The following is a 17,397-nucleotide window of genomic DNA, read 5'->3' on the forward strand; positions in this document are numbered from 1 at the left end:
CGGCGCGACGTTAGCGCCACCTTACTCACGCCTGCTCCGCGCCCGAGGCGGAACCGCACTTCGAGCAATCGTCAGATCGGCTTCTTGCCCGCTTCATCGACGCGAGTGCCAGGGACCGTGCCCTCCACGCGCTCCACCTCCACTTCCGTTCCACGGACCGTGTCGTTGACAGTTTCGGTGCGGCTGCTCGACTCCTTGCCCACGATGACCTCTTCGACAACCCGCGCGGTCTTCGCCACGACGGCCTGCTCCGCGGTCTCGCGAATTTCGACAGAGCCTTCCTTCAGATCGGCAGCCGTTGCAGGCCGGTCCGTCGCCCTGCGTTCGATCGTCGCGTGCTCTTCGCGCAACTCGACCGACTCGCTAACGGGCGTTGTCGTCACTCGCGAATAGACGCGCACGCCGCCGGTATTCACTTCGCGCTTGCCGACTTCCAGCGACTCTTCGACGACCGGGAAAGCCTTGCGTTCGGCGGCAATCTGCTCGTCGGTGTAGGCGGGTGCATTGCGGTCGTATCCGGTATAGCCGCTGTTGCGCCATGCCGCGACGCGCGAATCGATGTCGACAGCACCCGCCGCATACAACGTTTCGCGCACCCGCTCGATCGACGACTCGTCATTCACGTCCACCGAAAGCAACGCGCCGCCGCGGCGTACTGCTTCCTGATAGTGGCCCGCCTCCTCGGGCCGGTCGTCGTCGCCAAAGAGCCGTTTGAAAAAATGTTCGATGCGATCGACCATCCCTTCATGCTCGTGGCCAGCAACCGCGCCCGAGTTCGCACCAGCTGTTGTCGTGCCGACGCTCGTATCTGCGGTACCCGCTTGATCGTATGCGGCGTCGCGAGCGTGAACGGTGATGTCGGCGGACGCAACGCCTTCTGCTTCCAGGCGGCCTCTTGCGGTTTGCGCCTGCTGGAATGAATCGAAAACGGCCAACAGAGTTTGAGTCATTGCAGATCTCCAAAGGTATGAATTAAGGACTACGCATGTCCTGGTGATGCGCGTGCTGCCGGCCGCGCAACCAGCGTTCCCGAGACCTGTCACGTACTGTTGTCCTCGGGCCGCCACTCGCCGTCCACACCGTCGCGGCGCTCCACCACCAATTCTTCGGAGTTCAACGTCACTTCGCGAACCACCTGCTGCACCGATTCTTTCGTCGTGACGTGTACTTCTTCTTTCAACATCAACTGCATTTTTACGACTGGCACCGACTCGTACACGGGGATCACCAGCGTGTCGCCTTCCTGACGCGGCGGGTGGCGTTGATCGACCGCGCGATTGATGCTCACGCGTCGAACTTCGACGCGCTGCTCGTGCAGTTCGACGGACAGCGGCTGCGCTTTTTGATGAGTGATCTTGCGCGCTCGCACCCTGCCGGTTTCGATCTCTTCTATTCCGACCTCGAGCTGCTCCTGCACAACCGACACGCGATGTTCATCCGGCTTGCCGGGCTGTCCGGCGGGTTCGGATTCTCCTGGCTCGGCACTCGCCGATTCAACGGGGTTCATGGTTGGTCTTCCATAAATGCGGACACTCGAATGAAAGCGGACGCGCGAGGTGAACGTGAGGCGACAACCAGAGGTGGCTGCACATCTGTCGGAGACCCTCACGACGTCTGCTGCGATCTGTGGGCGCCGAGGCGCCGCCACCGGTTCGCGCAAGCCGCATGCCGCCAAAGCACGGACGCGCTTGGCGGCGAGCCCGGCGCAACTCCGCACGTTGATCACATTAATCAAGGTTTTGATCGATTTGCGCAAATCAGCCGGGCAAAGTACACTTGTCCGTGATCGTTTCAATCAAATCAGTGACCGATCCAATCAGGTCCGATCAGACATGGAGACTGGCATGGCCCAAATACACATCAAGCGCGGCATCGAACGCGTACCCGGCGGCATGATGATCGTCCCGCTGCTGTTAGGCGCGCTCGTCGCGACTTTTCTGCCGGGCATGCCGAAGTTCTTCGGCTCTTTCACCAATGCGCTGTTCACCGGAGCGCTACCGATTCTTGCCGTGTTCTACGTCTGCATGGGCGCGAGCATCGACGTCAAGGCAACGCCTTATCTTCTGAAAAAGGGCGGCGCGTTGTTCGCCACCAAGGTGGGCTCGGCCATCGTGGTCGGCGTCGTGCTCGGACACTTTCTCGGCGAACAGCCTGTTTCGTCGGGACTCTTTGCCGGCCTGTCGACTCTCGCTGTCGTCGCGGCGATGAATGACACCAACGGCGGGCTCTACATGGCGCTGATGGGTCAATACGGCCGCTCTGAAGATGTCGGCGCGTACACCATCATGTCGCTCGAATCGGGCCCGTTCCTGACCATGGTCACGCTGGGCGTCGCGGGTCTGTCGGCCTTCCCGTGGCCTACGCTGGTCGGCAGCATCCTGCCGCTGGTGTTCGGCATGCTGCTTGGCAACCTGGACCGCGAAATGCGCGCGTTCCTCGGCAAGGCCGTGCCCGTGATGATTCCGTTCTTCGCGCTGGCGCTCGGCGCGAGTCTCGATCTGCACAAGGTGTGGCAGGCCGGCATTCTCGGCATCGGACTGGGTGTCGCCGTGGTGATCGTGACCGGTATTCCCCTTTATTTCGCCGACCGCCTGACGGGCGGCACCGGCGTGGCGGGCGCCGCCGCAGCGAATACGGCAGGCAATGCAGCCGCCGTGCCGGCGTTGATCGCCGCGGCGAACCCGGTCTACGCGGAGGCGGCGAAAAGCGCGACGCTGCTCGTCGCCTCCTGCGTGGTGGTCACCGCGATCCTCTCGCCGCTGCTCACGGCAGCGGTCGCCAAACGCGTGCAGGTACGCCGCGAAGCAGCGGAACTGGCGCGATGAGCATGCTGATCATCGCTGACGATCTGTCGGGCGCAGCAGACTGTGCGATCGGTTTCGCGAGCGCCGGACACCGCACGGTGGTCACGCTCGAAGTGCCCGCACATGGGCGCGACGAGCACACGGCCGACGTGATTGCCGCCGACACCGACACCCGCCGCCTCGCACCCGCCGAGGCCGCGCAGCGCACTGCCGCGGCATGGCAGGCCTTGCGTGCGCCGGGCCGGCGTCTGTACAAGAAAATCGACTCCACGTTGCGCGGCAATTGGGCTGCCGAAGTGGCCGCGCTGCAACCGCTCACCGGTCTTGCGATCGTCGCGCCGGCGTTCCCGGCGACCGGCCGCACCTTGCGCAACGGCCGCGTGTTCGTGCAGGGCGAGCCGCTGGAAGCGACCGATACGTGGAAGCTTGAAAACGCGGGCCGCTCAGCGGACCTTCATGCGATGCTCGCGCAAGCCGGCCTCAGCACTGCGCAGCTCGACGTCGATGCGTTGCGCGAAGGCGGCGACGCGCTCACGGCGCGGATCGCGGCGGTGGCAGCCAGCGGCACGCAGGCGCTGGTAGTCGATGCCGAGACAGGGCACGACCTGCTGACGCTCGCGCAGGCCACCACGCAGATGGACGAGGACTTGTTCTGGGTCGGCTCCGGCGGCCTAGCGCGCGAGATTGCAAGTCTTGCAGGCTTGTTCGGAGCGGGCTCGCGCAAAGCGCGCGCACCGCAAACAGCCGGCTGCCCGTCGCAGCCCCGGCATGAACAGGCGCCCGTGCTGGTGCTGGTCGGCAGTCTGTCGGCCGTGTCGGAGCGACAGTGTGCAATGCTGCGCGAGCGCGCGGGCATGGCGGAGCTGACCGTGCCGCCCGCCGTGCTGCGAGAGCGCGAGCATCACGCCGACTGGCCGGCATGGCAGGCGCGCATCGGCGCGGCGCTCGGCACGCGCGCGGATCTGCTGCTGCGCATTGGCCGCGACAACGCATTCGACGCGGCGGAAGGCGCAATGCTGTCGGCAGCGCTTGCCGCGCTCGTCGAGCCGCACTTCGCGACGCTCGGCGGTCTGATTGCAACGGGCGGCGAAACCGCGCGAGCAATGCTGAGCACCGTCGGCATCCGCGGCGTCGAACTGATTGCGGAAATCGAGGCGGGTGTGGCCGTCGGCAAGCCCGTTAAAGCTAACGCAGCACAGACGCATCTGCGTATCGTCACGAAGGCAGGCGCCTTCGGCACCGATCACGCGCTCTTCGCCGCATGGCGTTATCTGCATGAAGCGCCGGCAGCGTTATCCGGAACAACCGGCTTACACGATCCAGCTTGAGCGCCGCGCTGGCGCGCTCAGGTGGGCCACAGCCAGACACCAAGGACCACGCAAAACATCATGAGCAACTACCTCCCCGTAATCGGCATCACGATGGGCGACGCAGCGGGCGTCGGCCCGGAGATCGTCGTCAAGAGCCTCGCGCACGAGATCGTCTACCAGCAGTGTCGTCCGCTCGTGATCGGCGATGCGCGCCGGCTCGAACGCGCGAATCAGATCGTGGGCGGCGCGGCAAAGATCCGCCGCATCAAGACAGCGGCCGAAGCGCGCTACGAGCCGGGCACGATCGACTGCATCGACCTCGACCTGATCCCCGACGATCTGCCGTTCGGCCAGTTGTCGGCAGTCGCGGGCGACGCCGCTTATCAGTTCATCGCGCGCGCGGTCGAACTCGCCGAGGCGAAGCAGATCGACGCGATCTGCACCGCGCCGCTGAACAAGGAAGCGCTGCACGCGGGCGGCCACAAGTTTCCCGGCCACACCGAAATGCTCGCGCACCTGACGGGCGTCGATGAAGTGTCGATGATGCTGGTCGCGCCGCAACTGCGCGTGATTCACGTGACCACGCACATCGGCATCATCGACGCGATCCGCAAGATCGAGCCGGGGCTGGTCCAGCGCACGATCGAGCGCGGCAACGCGACGCTGGTGAAGGCCGGCATCGCGAAGCCGCGCATCGGCGTGTGCGGCATCAATCCGCACGCCGGCGAAAACGGCCTGTTCGGCTACGGCGAGGAGGAAGAGAAGATCGTTCCGGCCGTGAAGGTGCTGCAGGAACGCGGACTCGACGTGACCGGCCCGCTGCCCGCCGACACGCTGTTTTTCCGCGCGGGCCGCGGCGACTTCGACCTCGTGGTGGCGATGTATCACGACCAGGGCCACGGTCCGGTGAAGGTGCTCGGTCTCGAGGCCGGAGTGAATGTGACCGTGGGACTGGAAGTGATCCGCACGTCGGTCGATCACGGCACGGCATTCGACATCGCCGGCAAAGGCATTGCCGACGAGCGCAGCCTGCTCGAGGCACTGCGCCAGGGCGCCGAACTCGCCACGCGGCGCGGCTGAACGCGCGCGATGAACGCGACGGGTGACGCGCGGGCCGTGGTGTAACATCGGCAGCCTCTTTATTGCAGATGACAGCCATGAAAGCGTCCGAGCGCCATCGCGCGATTCTCGATCTCGTCCTGACCGGCGACGCCAACGTCGAACAGCTCAGCGCCGCGCTCGGCGTCTCCGAGGCAACGGTGCGGCGCGACCTCACCACGCTCGCCAACCAGCGTCGTCTGGTCCGCACTTATGGCGGCGCGACCGCACTGATCGGCTCGCACGAACCGGAGGCGTCGCTCGAAGAACGCAAGGCTATGCAGCGCGAACAGAAGGAAGCCATCGCGCGGGCCGCTGCCGCGCACGTCCATGACGGCGATACGGTGCTGCTCGACGGCGGCACGACCTGCGCCGCGCTCGCGCGGCATCTGGGCTCGCGGGTCGATCTTCATGTGGTCACCAACAACCTGCTTGCGGTGATGACGCTTGCGAACGCGCCGGGCGTGCACCTGACTTTGATTGGCGGCGACCTGCGCAATTCGAGCATGAGCACGCTCGGGCCGCTCGCTGAACTTGCGCTGAGCCGTCTGAGCGTGGACAAGGCGTTCCTCGGCGCCGACGGCGTCGTGGCCGAGTTCGGGCTGTGCGAGGCGAGCGCGCAGCAGGCTTATCTGAAAGACTGCATCATCCGGCGCGCGGCGCAGGTCATGGTGCTGGCCGACGCCGATAAGCTCGGCCGCTCGCGGCAGCAGCATTGGACGCCGCTCGAGCGCGACTGGCGACTCATCACGTCGAGCGTCGCCGATGAGGCGCGCCTCGCTCCTTTCCGGGCGTTGGAACGCGTCGTCGTGGAGACCGCGGACCTCGACAACCCACCACTTGCGGCGACGCCCCGCGACACAACGGCTCGCGGTGCCACCTCAGCGGCTCGCGGTGCCACCTCAGCGCCGGATTGATGTAAATGTGATCGGGCACGGCACGAGCCGCTAGCGAGCCTTGCAACGGGCTCACGGCTCGGCAACCAGCGCGCCCGTGCACCGTCAACGCGAGAGTCCTGCTTCGGCCGCCCATGCCACCGCGTCGGCGCCGGCCGGAATACGCATCGGCGAAGAAGGATCAGTCGCCGCGCGCCACACCGCCTCGGCTACGTCCTGCGGGTGGGTGATCGGCGAGGCCGTATCCGCGAAGCTCGTCAGCACCTGGTTGACGAGATCGGCATACGCCTCGTGCTCGAGACCGTGCCTCTGCGCATTCTCGCGAAAACGGCTTTCAGGCGAACGGCCCGGCAGCACGAGGCACAGCCGCACGCCGAACGGCGCCAGCTCCGCGGCAGTCGATTCCGTATACGCATTCACCGCCGCCTTGCTCGCGCTGTACGCGGCAATCAGGGGCAAAGCCTTCAGAGTCACGCTCGACGTGACGTTCACGACCACGCCTGCCCCGCGCTGACGGAACTGCGGCAGCACCGCCTGCGTCAACGCGATCGTGCCGAACGTGTTGGTCTCGAAGACCTCGCGCACCGCAGCGAGCGGCGTCAACTCGGACGGGGCGGCGAGACCAAAGCCCGCGTTGTTGACGAGGACGTCGAGCGGGCCCGCATCCTCGAGCGCGCGGCGAATGCTTTCGTTATCGGTGACGTCGAGGGCCAGCACCCGCAGGCGGGGCGAAGGCGGCAGTACGTCCGCGCGCGGTGTGCGCATGGTCGCGACGACATTCCAGTCGCGGTCGAGAAAATAGCGGGCGGTCTCGAGACCAAAGCCGGAAGAACAGCCGGTAATCAGTACGGTCGGCATGAAAAGTCCTGTTGGGGTGGTTTGCACATGCCGCTACGATAGATGGCAGCGCCCGCACTGACTACAATCGACAATCCAGATTTCATTTGCAGGAGTCCGGCAATGATCGATCCATTGGCCGAGGTCGTCACGCTGCTGCAGCCAAGCGCGCGCTATTCCAAACTCGTGCTCGGCGCGAGCCCGTGGCGCATCCGCCGCTCGGATACCGGCCAGCCGCTTTACTGTGTGGTGCTGGACGGCGGCTGCCGCATCGCCATCGACGCTCACGAGCCGTTCGAGCTGCGCTCAGGCGACTTTCTGCTGGTTCCCGCAGCGCACGACGTCTGCATAACCAGCCTCGCACCGCCGCCGGGCGGCGAGACGTCGATGCCGGTAGCGCTCGGCAACGGCGAATTCCAGATCGGCGCCGCGAACAACCTGATCGACTCGCGCATGATGGCGGGGCACTGCAGCTTCGGTTCGCCGGACGCCGCGCTGCTCGTGTCGCTGCTGCCGCAGTTCGTGCATGTCCGCGGCGAGCCGCGGCTGGTCACGCTCGTCAATCTTGTACGGGAAGAATGGCGCGAAGAGCGGCCCGCGCGCGAGGTGGTGCTGTCGCGGCTGCTCGAAGTGCTGCTGATCGAAGCGCTGAGATCGGCGGCCGGGACGAACGCGTCACCGGGACTGGTGCGCGGCCTGGCCGACGGCCGCCTTGCGGCCGCAATCCGCGTCATGCACGAACGGCCGATGCACGCGTGGACGGTCGCCGAGCTCGCGAAGGAAGCGGCGCTTTCACGCTCGACGTTTTTCGAACGTTTCAGCCGCGCGGTTGGCGTAGCGCCAATGGCATATCTGCTCACCTGGCGCATGGCACTTGCCAAAGACCTGCTGCGTCGCAACCAGGGCCGCGTCGCCGAGATTGCAGAGCGCGTCGGCTACAGTTCCGCCAGCACGTTCAGCGTCGCGTTCACGCGGCACGTGGGCAGGCCGCCCACGCAGTATGCGCGTGACGAGCAGGCGAGCGCGACAGGTGCCTAGTACGCTGGTGGGATGAACAAGCCCGGTTCGGCGCGCCCCTCGCACACTTTGAGCATTTCGCTGGACGCATAGTAGTGCTGCCAGAACAGATGCTTCAGTCCAGGTATCCGGTGACGAGACCGGCCTTCCCGCGACGATGAGCTGCGCGATATGAGGGGCGATGAGCGGCGTCAGAAAATACCGCTGAACGAAACCGCGAGCGCGAGGCCGATGCTCAGCGCGGATAGCATGAGCCAGAAGAAAAACACCGCCAGAGGTCCGAGAGGAATCATGATGCCCTCCACTAACGACCCCAGCGATCCTTGACTCAGTACATTGATCCCGAAGCCATGATCCAATGGTAGGCGCCCGAACTCCACTCCGCTAGACAGGCTTGCGAACACTTGACGTTGCCGCGCCGGCACCTATGGCAGGCCAATGGCTGGGGCAAGGGAAACACACTCTCAGCATGACGCTCGATGCGACCCTGGCAATCGTGCCGACAACGAGACAGCGTCATTTGTGGCGCTACTGAGGCAGTCTCACGCCTGATGCCCGGCGTCCAGGTAGTCCGCATTGAATTCGCCGAGACAGGGCTGATTGAGCGCCGCAATCGCGTCCGTCATCAAATCAACGAACCCGCGAATGACCAGTCGGCGACGCGGCTTACTTCTCCGGAACGAGAACAGGCGCGCCCTTGTCCTTCAGTAGAAGCACGACGAACCTGGCAGGTTGGGTCTGGCTCGCGTTCCGGCCAACCGTGTGCACATCGTTCGGACCTTCATAGAAGGTTTGCCCGGCTGTCAGCGTCACTTCCTGGCCGCCCTTCACCTGCATCACGACGGACCCCTCGAGTACATAGACGAACGCGTGGGCGTGATGCCGATGCACCGGATCGACAGAACCCGGCGGATAGGTCACGTTGATCAGCAACGCTTCCTTGCCGGGATAGTCGTCGAGCGGCTTGGTCATCAACGGGGTCACGATAGCTTCCGGCGCCGCCGCGTGCGCCGCGCCAGCCAAGGCACACGCAACGACGAGCGTGGCGATCGCGGTAGTTTTCAGTCGAAGCATGATGCGCCTCCAATAGCGCGGCCCGCACGCGCGGGACGTAGCTCGAAGAAGAACAGCGGAACTCGACAGATCAGGCGAGATTCGCCTTGTCGAGGCCAAATGCCTTGTCGGCCGAACCGGGCACCGTGCGAAATGCAACGTTAGCGCGGTTCCAGGCGTTGATAGTCATGACCTCATAAGTGAGATCCGAGAGTTCTTTTTCAGAAAACTGAGTACGCACGCTTTCGTAGACATCGTCGGGCACCCCTTGCGCGCCGAGTTGCGTCAACGCTTCCGTCCATGCGAGGGCTGCACGCTCTCGCGACGCGAACAGCGTTGACTCACGCCAGATCGCGATGTGATACAGACGCAGCTCCCGCTCACCATGTATGCGTGCTTCCTTGACATGCATGTCGACACAGAAGGCACAGCCGTTGATCTGCGACGCCCGGATCGACACGAGGTCGCGAATCGATTCTTCAATTGCGCTCTCTTTCAGTTGATTGCTGAGATCGAGCAGTTTCTTGAACAGTTCGGGCGACTGCTGGATGTAATTGATGCGCTGAGTCATTGACTTCTCCTGGTGAACGCTTGAATTTGCGCGGCTCGAAGTCATGGTAGGCGGACGCCCTCCGGTGCGGTAGACGTATAAAAGGGACCACGGTGTTGTTCTTAAGGCACCAATTGAAAAGATGCGGGTTGCAGGCTCGGACAACCGCTGGAAGTCTGCGAGTGACACCGCGGTGTCGCCTGAAAGACAACAATCCTCGCCTCCTGGAAACGCGCGATCACGCAATTTGCAACGGAGCGCTTCGCCCGCCGGAACGCCGGAGCGGCCGCTCGGCAGGCAATGGCCGATTTCGTTGATGCCTTTGCCGAAAGCGCGGAGACATCGACCTCACGGTGAAATAACGCTGCGGTATGCTCTTTCGCATGAAGAAACTCATACTCCACGCAACAGGCGCCGTGACTTCGATGCTGCCCCTGAGACTGCGGCACGTCATGGCGAAGTCACTCCTCGAGGACAGCGCGCTCGCGAGGGAGTATGGCTATCTCTACCTTTCCAGCCTTTCGCGCAAGCTGAACGTGGTGCGCTTGTCGGCTGATGGCCAATACGGCACGATGGTTAGTAGCTCCAACGACCTGAGCATTCTGCGCAAATATGCCGAAACCGGGCGCTGGGCGCCCGAACTGGCAGACAAGCTGACAAAGTTCTTCGGCGACTCGGGAGGAACGTACCTCGACATCGGCGCGAATATCGGCATGACCACTATCCCCATTGCGCAGCACAACGAGCGAGTGAAGTGCTACGCATTCGAGCCGGAACCGGTCAATTATCGGAACCTGCTGCGCAACATTGCTGAGAACTGTCCGTCAGGCAATATAGAGACCTTTCAGCTTGCACTCCACGAGCGCGAGGAAGTGTTGCCGTTTGAAATTGCCGACGGCAATCTGGGTGACCATCGCCTTCACATTGAAACCCGCCTTCCGGCAAAGCAGAACGAAATGGGGCGCAAGATCATCGAAGTGCGCTGCATGAGGCTGGACGACGTGCCAATGCAACTGACCGGGCCAGTGTTTGCCAAGATCGACACCCAAGGCGCCGAGCCTTACGTCATTGCGGGCGGCCGCAATACGCTCGCGAGAGCCGACGCCATTCTGATCGAATGGTCGCCCTATCATATGGCGCGGCTTGGCGGAGATCCCAACATCGTGCTGCAGTTTCTCGAAGCGCACTTCACCCACGGGCGAATTGAAGAAACCGACGCGAAAGCCGGAAGGCAAGGCATTACGGAGTCAATCACCGAAGTCACGGCGCGCTTGCGCGGCACAATCACCCAGTGGCGGGACAACCCACAGAACTACGTGGACATTTTCGCCACCCGGATGCCGGCGCGCGCGGAGTAAGAGGACGGAGATTGCTGCCGGCAGTGCTGGCGCTTCCGGAGCGAGGTGGAGTGAGTCGCAGAAGGGTCAGCAGGCGCTGGCACACGAAGGCTGACTCACTCGCTGACTCACTCAGTTACCGGCTTTTCGACCGCATTCGCGTGGCCCCCGACCGTCTCGAGAAAATGCCCGTAATGCCGGCAGCAGGCTTTCCAGCCGAACTCGTCGAGTGCTTTGCGACGACTCGCATTGCCGGCAAACGTCTCCCACGACTTGTTGACCGTCTGCAGGAGCTCGGGAAGTTCGCTGATGTGATCGAAAAGAATCACATTGTTGAACTTCCTTGCCGCCCATTTCATGAACGGCGTCGAACGGGCGATCAATACCGGCACCAATCCAATAGCCTCGAAGAATGCGCCGCTCACCAGCATCGAGTCGGCCGCGTGCGGGAGAATCAGCACGTCGCTGTCGGCAATGCTTTGTGCAAACTCGGCGTCGGTGAGGAAACGGGATTCAAGGCGCACTACTTCTCGCAGCGACCTTCTATTGATGATTTCGTTTAGCGTAGCCAGGTAAGCGTCCGTACCGTGTCCGGCGATATGCAACTTGCAGTCGGTCGGCCAGAGATCGAGTACCGCGTCGATCTGCTTATACGGACGAATCACGCCCAGCATCGTGTAAAGCGGCGTAGAGTGTTGCGCCTTTGCATGGTGCGGCGGATGGCCTGGCGAATCCCAGTACAACGGGTGAGGCAAGTACTGTGCACGGAACGGCGCCTGAAAATCCGGCGCATGTACGACGCGAGAATCCGCGATGCGGCGCACGAACGCAATGATGCGCACCGACAGGCGCCGGTTGAACCCCACGGTGTCGTGCACAGCCTGGTCGTGCACGAAGTACACCGTTTTGGCGCGCGCAAGCAGGATCAGTGCGCAATAAAAGGCAAAAATCAAACACCCGAGCACACTCAGACGGGCGGTGCCTTTCTGCCGGCTAAATGGCCGGTACTCGAGCCAATGGAACACGAGTATATTCTCTGGCCGGAACAGGTCGGCAAAACCGCCTTTAAGCAAGCCCTTGATCGATAGTGGCGCAACATCGTAGCCGACAGACCTGTACAGATCTTTTTGAATCTCTATATAGCGGTTGGTGGGATTGGTGAAAGGGCACATCAGCACGCGCGGGCGGGACCCTCTGTCTTCATTATTTCCCCGCGCAGCGCGGGGCTCTTCAATAATCTGCGACACTCGACAATCTCCGGTCAGACTGCACCTGCGGAACAATAAGCGAAAGGGTTATCGACATCTCCAACCTCGTCGTGGTAACCCCGCTGCGCATATCTAATGATGTGAAACATCATTCTTCAGTCCAGCTTAGCATGCTAGAAAGTGCCGGGCATGGCCGGAATCACCTGAAAACGCGCCAATATCGACCGGATGCAGCGCGCACGATGTCCGAAAGTGCTGACCGCCAGGCGGACACCCGACCCGGTCGCACGAATACCTCGACGAGTCACACGCCAGCGCGCAGCGAAAGCGGAAAAAATGACGCGCTATTCTTAGGGTCAAAGTGGAAAAGTTACGGGTCGTACAGTCCCCATACCATAAGGAGATAGTGCAATTCCTTCGGCTTTCCTCATGTGATCGGAAACAATCTTGCTTTCTGGCGGAACACAACTAATTTCCGTGTTGGAAAGTTCGCATTCCGGGTAAGATCTACCCCGTTGACATTAAGGAATACGCAATATTTACGTGGTTCAGCGTTTTCCTCAGATGAAACGTTTGCGAGACTTGCTCATGCGAGCGGGTCCTGGAAACAAAGTCAGTTAATTCCACTGCTGAATAGGCCCCCGGTACAAGCGGCGGCTCGAGCGTTGACCCGCTCGCGCATGCTTGTCGAACCGGTTTGTTCGATCCGGCGGCATTAACCATTACTGCAACACCCAGCTTAACGCCCGAACAGCACTCGGATTTCCTGGATCATCAGTAGTGCCAATAAAAAATAACGTTTTCTGGTTTCGCAAAAAGCAATAACCCATATAAGAACCACATTTTGGACTTTATTCGGGGTCTTTCTCGATAGCGGAATAATTAACAATGTTGAAAAGAAGACAATTTATTGGCGCACTGACGGCGCTGGGCGGTAGTGTGGTGTTGAGCGCATGCGGTGGCGGCGGCTCGGAAGAAACAGGCGCAACGACTTCCTCAGGCGCACAGAAAACCAGTGCGACTGCAAAGACCGGCTCGGCCAACGGCACAGCCATGCCGCCGGCAACGTCACTGATCGACGGCACGGGCGCGACATGGACCCTTTCGGGCGGCGTCGCCTATCGCAACGGTGCAAGGGCGGGCAACAACTACAACGTGGTTCTCGCACTGTGCTTTAACGGCAACATCTACGTACAGAACACGAGCAACCAGTTCTATCAGTGGACGGGATCGACGTGGCAGGCTTCCAGCGATCCGCGTCTCGGCACTACTTCGCCGGACGGCACCACGATGCCCTCCGCGTCCAGCATCATCGACAAGACGGGCGCCGTGTGGACGCTCACCAATGGTGTTATCTCGCGAAACGGCGCTGTGGTGGGCAACAACTACAACGTGTCGCTGGTGCTGTGGTACGGCGGCAAGATCTATTGCCGCAATACGAGCGGACAGTTCTACGCCAACGCCGAGGTCGCGTCTCAATGGCTGCCATGCAGCGATCCGCGCACGCCTGTTGCGGCCACCGCGGGCAGCTTCTTCGGTATAAACGGGCATTTTGACTACACTTACACGCCCGCGCAGGTCGTCTCGATCCTGAAGGGCCTTGGTTGCACGAGCTACCGCGTCGGCTGCTCTGGAGACGCCGCTCAACTGAATGCCGTAGTCAAGCTCGCGCAAGCATTCCAATCGGCAGGCATGACCCTGCTCGTGCTGGTCAACCTGGGCCTTCGCGACAGCAGCGGCAGACTGCTGGCAGGCGAATCCGCAGCGTACAACGCCTGTTACGGCACCGCCTTCACAATCGCCAACACGCTCAAGCAGTACGGCGTGACGTTCTATGAATGCGGCAACGAATTGACCCGCGACAGCGCAATCATTATCGATTCGACCAACGCAGGCACCAAGGCGCTCGACTTCAACAACGCGAACTGGCCGATCATGCGTGGCGCAATGCGCGGCATGATCGACGGCGTGAAGGCGGCTCAGCCCGGCGCGAAATGCGGCATCAACTTCTGCGTGGCGGACGTCGGTGCGTCGGACGCGCTGTGGGACGGCATGCAGCCCGACGGCAGCGGCGGCTATCCGAAGGTGCGATGGGACATCACGACGTGGCACAACTACGAAGTGTATGGCAACATTTTCGACATCGGTACGGACGGCGCAGGCCCCGGCATCGATCTGCCGACCTATTGCAAGGCTAGATACGGTGTGCCGTTCTTCATCACCGAATGGAATACCGGCCCCGAACAGACGCAGACCTATCGGGCAAACTACATTACCTCGCAACTGGGTTCGTTCTATGCGGCACGCAAGACGCATAACATCCAGTCGGTCATGTACTACGTGCTTGATAGCGGCAACAACACGTACGGCATTATGACCAACGGTACGGCACTCAACCCGCCGTATGGTGCCTTCAGCAATTTCACGTCGAGCCACGCGGACACCTGATCCGGCGAGCCCGCTCAGTTGCCTGAAAATCTGGCCTCCCGCTGCGTTACGGCGGGAGGCCATTTTTTTGCCGCATGAATGTTGCGTGCTTGGGCCGCGGCTTGACGTTTGCGCGTGTGACGCCTTGCGCCCATATTTGCAGCGACCAGTTCGCCCTTCGCAATCAGATGCGCGCGGCACCCGACTGCTCCCGGTGCGCAGATGTCCCATACATTCGTGGCTCCCGCCATCGTTCTGGCCCAATAAATGTGGTGGGGACTGGCTCTACAGAATAGGCCTGTTCTGGCGCACACTGCGGGTAGAAACTTGACGGAGCCTCCATGTACTTACCGGCCGATTTCACCGAAGCTCGCACAGACCAGTTGCATGCGCTGATTTCGCAGCACCCGTTCGGTACACTCATTACTCATGGCGCGAGCGGCCTCGACGCGAATCACATTCCGTTCGATCTCGCATCGGAGGAAGGCGAACTGGGCGTGCTGCACGCGCATGTGGCGCGGAATAATCCGCTTTGGCAGGACCTTGCTAATGGCGCTGAAGTACTCGTTGTCTTCCACGCGGGCGACGCCTACATTTCGCCGACCTGGTACCCGAGCAAGCACGAAACTCACAGACAGGTACCGACATGGAATTACGTCGTGGTGCATGCGCACGGGCGTATCACGATTCGCGACGACGAGAAATACGTGCGCGGCGTAGTGGCCCGCCTCACACGCACGCACGAAGCCGCTCTACCGCAGCCGTGGAAAATGGGAGACGCGCCTCGTGAGTACATCGACGCCATGCTCAAGGCGATTGTCGGCGTGGAGATCGTCATTACGCGTCTCATCGGCAAGCGCAAGCTTGGTCAGAATAAGGACGCGCGCGATATTCGGGGCGCTGGAGAAGCGCTGAAGGCACGCGAGAATCCGATCGGCGACCAGATGCTCGCGTGTGCTGCGCAGAAGCAATGAAGAACGCAACATGGCCGGTATCCTGCTAGCGCTGTTGACGCCTCAGCATACCGGCACCTATTGATGTAAACCTTACTGCCCAGTGTAGCCCAGTGGAACGGTCGAATTGTTCTTCGCCACCGTGGCGTTGTTCGACACAATGTACTGCGGCACCTCGGTCAGCGTCAGCGTGACAGCACCGTTGCTATACGGAATCGTACTGACGTTGCCGTATCCATCGATTCTTGTCACGTTTCCCGACGTGCCCGCGCCATCCACTTGCAGCGTGTAGCTTGTCGAGTAGGTCTGACTGTACACGCCGCCGCTCGTCGGCCATTGCGCATTGCTATGCGTCCACGCGGCCGTCACGACCTTGCCGTTGCCAAGCTGCTGGAACGCGTACGCAAATGTGCCGGACGGCGTGCCTTTTACGCGTCCGAGGGTGTTGGTGCCATCCAGTACCCGTGTCATCGTTGCGAATGCCATCGCCTCGGGCTTCGGCGAAAGGTTCGACGCACCGAACGCGCCCTGTGCGTTGCTCAGATCGAAGAACGATCCGTAGCCAACTTCGCCCGGATAGTCGGGACCATAGAACAGCGTAGTGACTTGAGCGCCGCCGCCGAGCACGATGATGTGCGCGCGCACGCCGACCGCTGCGTGAGCAAACAACTGGTTCTGCGACGGAACCGTCGGGCCATAGCTGAGTCCCGGATCGTAACTCGCGCCGGCTTCCGTGAAAAACAGCTTCATATTCGGCTTGCCTGCCTGCATCACCGAGCGCAGTTGCGTCATCTGATTGTCGAGCGCATTCGCCTGGTTCGCCGGATCGGGATCGGAGTCCTGCAATTCCGGCGGGTGTGCCGGATAGGTGCCGGCATTCCAGTAGCCGTGCGTCGACACGGCGTCAATGTAGTTCCATAGACCCAGTGCGCCGAACTTCTTCAGGTAGCCTGTCGTGCAGGTATCGCAATTCGCGGCGAAAGGATTGCCGGTGCCCATCACGATTGCGTTTGGATCCGTCGAGTGAATGCCTTCGTAGGCGGCCTTGTACATCGCGACGAAATTCGCGTCGCTGTCCGCCCAGCCGAGGCTCGGCTCCCACGTTACCTGGTAATAATTCTTCTGCTGGTTAGGATAGTTTGCAGCGCGAATCAAACTGGTATCAGTGCCCACTCTCGCCATGAAGTCCTTGAACTCAGTCATGTTCACGGGCGCGTAATAGCTGTCGTTGTACTGGCCGGTCTTCGAGTCCCATGCGGGCAGGCCGTCTAGACGGACAATGCGTAACTGATCCGGATTCGCCTTATAGAACGGATCGAGATCGTTCACACTGGGAGTGTACGTATACGGACCGTTGGGTTCCATCGCAGATACCTGACGGTCGTCGATCGTCCACGAAATGCCGAGCGCGCGCAGCGCCGCGATATTGCCGTTGAAGCCCTGCATGCCGAACCTGTGTTGGTCCTGATGCGCATAGGTCACCGTGCCGAGCGCCGAATTCAGGTCTGGCAGCACCCCGAACGTTGCAATGCCCGTTGGGCGCGTACCGCTTCGGGGCAGCGTGCCACCGGCCGAGCGCAACGTCGCGGTCAGCGCGCCGTACCCAGCCCACGTCGACTTGCAAGAGAGCGTGCTGGTCTGCACCCCTGAATTCACCGCGAAACTGCCCTGTGTCTTGATCGCCCCATTCGCGTCCGCCACCGACCAGACCACGGTGTCGGCGCCCGGTGCATTCGTTGTAATGGCGATCTTGAACGCCGTGTTGTTCGGAAAGACGCGCAGACCATCGGTGGTGGGCGTGTCGGCGCTGATGACGCCGTTGGCGGTGCCGCCCGCGCTTTGAGTGGGCGCGCTGCAGGAAATGGCAGCGGACGGGGAAGGCGACGGAGCAGGCGCAGGGGTTGGGG

General features: G+C 62.0%; 15 protein-coding genes. 8 read left to right on the top strand and 7 right to left on the bottom strand.

The window, feature by feature from the left end:
- Positions 1–71: 71 nt before the first annotated feature.
- Together JNB89_RS16490 and JNB89_RS16495 are read right to left on the bottom strand one after the other, a co-directional pair.
- Positions 72–950, bottom strand: coding sequence for a YsnF/AvaK domain-containing protein (locus JNB89_RS16490; RefSeq protein WP_220362959.1), 879 nt, complete (start codon positions 948–950; stop codon positions 72–74).
- An 89-nt stretch (positions 951–1,039) separates the two neighbouring features.
- Complete coding sequence (locus tag JNB89_RS16495; protein ID WP_220362960.1) at positions 1,040–1,507, bottom strand: YsnF/AvaK domain-containing protein; 468 nt, start codon at positions 1,505–1,507, stop codon at positions 1,040–1,042.
- A 337-nt stretch (positions 1,508–1,844) separates the two neighbouring features.
- On the opposite strand from JNB89_RS16495, the gene JNB89_RS16500 reads away from it, so the two are divergent.
- The 4 genes from JNB89_RS16500 to JNB89_RS16515 all read left to right on the top strand — a co-directional run bounded on the left by JNB89_RS16500 (position 1,845) and on the right by JNB89_RS16515 (position 6,129).
- The gene (locus tag JNB89_RS16500) at positions 1,845–2,825 is read left to right on the top strand and encodes a 2-keto-3-deoxygluconate permease (protein WP_220362961.1); all 981 of its coding nucleotides are present in this window, start codon (positions 1,845–1,847) and stop codon (positions 2,823–2,825) included.
- The gene (locus tag JNB89_RS16505; RefSeq protein WP_220362962.1) at positions 2,822–4,132 is read left to right on the top strand and encodes a four-carbon acid sugar kinase family protein; all 1,311 of its coding nucleotides are present in this window, start codon (positions 2,822–2,824) and stop codon (positions 4,130–4,132) included. The genes JNB89_RS16500 and JNB89_RS16505 overlap by 4 nt, the downstream gene beginning before the upstream one ends.
- A gap of 60 nt (positions 4,133–4,192) precedes the next feature.
- Positions 4,193–5,194 carry a 4-hydroxythreonine-4-phosphate dehydrogenase PdxA gene (pdxA, locus tag JNB89_RS16510; protein ID WP_135894309.1) on the top strand — a complete coding sequence of 334 codons (1,002 nt, stop codon included), beginning with the start codon at positions 4,193–4,195 and terminating at the stop codon, positions 5,192–5,194.
- A gap of 77 nt (positions 5,195–5,271) precedes the next feature.
- Positions 5,272–6,129 carry a DeoR/GlpR family DNA-binding transcription regulator gene (locus JNB89_RS16515; RefSeq protein ID WP_220362963.1) on the top strand — a complete coding sequence of 286 codons (858 nt, stop codon included), beginning with the start codon at positions 5,272–5,274 and terminating at the stop codon, positions 6,127–6,129.
- 84 nt (positions 6,130–6,213) lie between these two features.
- Here JNB89_RS16515 and JNB89_RS16520 read toward each other — a convergent pair whose 3' ends face one another.
- On the bottom strand, positions 6,214–6,966 hold the full coding sequence (locus JNB89_RS16520; RefSeq protein WP_220362964.1) for an SDR family oxidoreductase: 753 nt from the start codon (positions 6,964–6,966) through the stop codon (positions 6,214–6,216).
- A 102-nt stretch (positions 6,967–7,068) separates the two neighbouring features.
- On the opposite strand from JNB89_RS16520, the gene JNB89_RS16525 reads away from it, so the two are divergent.
- Positions 7,069–7,983 carry an AraC family transcriptional regulator gene (locus tag JNB89_RS16525; protein WP_220362965.1) on the top strand — a complete coding sequence of 305 codons (915 nt, stop codon included), beginning with the start codon at positions 7,069–7,071 and terminating at the stop codon, positions 7,981–7,983.
- 645 nt (positions 7,984–8,628) lie between these two features.
- Here JNB89_RS16525 and JNB89_RS16530 read toward each other — a convergent pair.
- Together JNB89_RS16530 and JNB89_RS16535 are read right to left on the bottom strand one after the other, a co-directional pair.
- On the bottom strand, positions 8,629–9,036 hold the full coding sequence (locus JNB89_RS16530; RefSeq protein WP_220362966.1) for a cupin domain-containing protein: 408 nt from the start codon (positions 9,034–9,036) through the stop codon (positions 8,629–8,631).
- 70 nt (positions 9,037–9,106) lie between these two features.
- A complete protein-coding gene (locus JNB89_RS16535; RefSeq protein ID WP_220362967.1) occupies positions 9,107–9,586 on the bottom strand; it encodes a carboxymuconolactone decarboxylase family protein in 480 nt (159 codons plus the stop codon).
- A gap of 404 nt (positions 9,587–9,990) precedes the next feature.
- Here JNB89_RS16535 and JNB89_RS16540 point away from each other — a divergent pair, with 404 nt between their 5' ends.
- The gene (locus tag JNB89_RS16540; RefSeq protein WP_223216785.1) at positions 9,991–10,923 is read left to right on the top strand and encodes an FkbM family methyltransferase; all 933 of its coding nucleotides are present in this window, start codon (positions 9,991–9,993) and stop codon (positions 10,921–10,923) included.
- Between the two features lie 107 nt (positions 10,924–11,030).
- Here JNB89_RS16540 and JNB89_RS16545 read toward each other — a convergent pair whose 3' ends face one another.
- Positions 11,031–12,149, bottom strand: a complete 1,119-nt coding sequence (locus JNB89_RS16545) for a glycosyltransferase (protein ID WP_220362968.1) — start codon at positions 12,147–12,149, stop codon at positions 11,031–11,033.
- An 849-nt stretch (positions 12,150–12,998) separates the two neighbouring features.
- On the opposite strand from JNB89_RS16545, the gene JNB89_RS16550 reads away from it, so the two are divergent.
- Together JNB89_RS16550 and JNB89_RS16555 are read left to right on the top strand one after the other, a co-directional pair.
- Complete coding sequence (locus JNB89_RS16550) at positions 12,999–14,558, top strand: hypothetical protein (RefSeq protein ID WP_220362969.1); 1,560 nt, start codon at positions 12,999–13,001, stop codon at positions 14,556–14,558.
- A gap of 320 nt (positions 14,559–14,878) precedes the next feature.
- Positions 14,879–15,511 carry an FMN-binding negative transcriptional regulator gene (locus tag JNB89_RS16555; protein WP_220362970.1) on the top strand — a complete coding sequence of 211 codons (633 nt, stop codon included), beginning with the start codon at positions 14,879–14,881 and terminating at the stop codon, positions 15,509–15,511.
- A gap of 72 nt (positions 15,512–15,583) precedes the next feature.
- On the opposite strand, the gene JNB89_RS16560 is transcribed toward JNB89_RS16555, so the two are convergent.
- The coding region (locus tag JNB89_RS16560; protein ID WP_223216780.1) for a hypothetical protein at positions 15,584–17,397 on the bottom strand (1,814 nt) is incomplete at its 5' end.

The organism is Paraburkholderia phenoliruptrix, assembly GCF_019511605.1.
GTDB lineage: Bacteria > Pseudomonadota > Gammaproteobacteria > Burkholderiales > Burkholderiaceae > Paraburkholderia > Paraburkholderia phenoliruptrix_A.

Excerpts from the sequence above, each read along its gene's own strand:
- JNB89_RS16520 (WP_220362964.1), bottom strand. The coding sequence starts at position 6,966 with ATGCCGACCGTACTGATTACCGGCTGTTCTTCCGGCTTTGGTCTCGAG.
- JNB89_RS16550 (WP_220362969.1), top strand. The coding sequence starts at position 12,999 with ATGTTGAAAAGAAGACAATTTATTGGCGCACTGACGGCGCTGGGCGGT.
- JNB89_RS16490 (WP_220362959.1), bottom strand. The coding sequence starts at position 950 with ATGACTCAAACTCTGTTGGCCGTTTTCGATTCATTCCAGCAGGCGCAA.
- JNB89_RS16515 (WP_220362963.1), top strand. The coding sequence starts at position 5,272 with ATGAAAGCGTCCGAGCGCCATCGCGCGATTCTCGATCTCGTCCTGACC.
- JNB89_RS16500 (WP_220362961.1), top strand. The coding sequence starts at position 1,845 with ATGGCCCAAATACACATCAAGCGCGGCATCGAACGCGTACCCGGCGGC.
- JNB89_RS16555 (WP_220362970.1), top strand. The coding sequence starts at position 14,879 with ATGTACTTACCGGCCGATTTCACCGAAGCTCGCACAGACCAGTTGCAT.
- JNB89_RS16525 (WP_220362965.1), top strand. The coding sequence starts at position 7,069 with ATGATCGATCCATTGGCCGAGGTCGTCACGCTGCTGCAGCCAAGCGCG.
- JNB89_RS16505 (WP_220362962.1), top strand. The coding sequence starts at position 2,822 with ATGAGCATGCTGATCATCGCTGACGATCTGTCGGGCGCAGCAGACTGT.
- JNB89_RS16540 (WP_223216785.1), top strand. The coding sequence starts at position 9,991 with ATGCTGCCCCTGAGACTGCGGCACGTCATGGCGAAGTCACTCCTCGAG.
- JNB89_RS16495 (WP_220362960.1), bottom strand. The coding sequence starts at position 1,507 with ATGAACCCCGTTGAATCGGCGAGTGCCGAGCCAGGAGAATCCGAACCC.
- JNB89_RS16535 (WP_220362967.1), bottom strand. The coding sequence starts at position 9,586 with ATGACTCAGCGCATCAATTACATCCAGCAGTCGCCCGAACTGTTCAAG.
- pdxA (WP_135894309.1), top strand. The coding sequence starts at position 4,193 with ATGAGCAACTACCTCCCCGTAATCGGCATCACGATGGGCGACGCAGCG.
- JNB89_RS16530 (WP_220362966.1), bottom strand. The coding sequence starts at position 9,036 with ATGCTTCGACTGAAAACTACCGCGATCGCCACGCTCGTCGTTGCGTGT.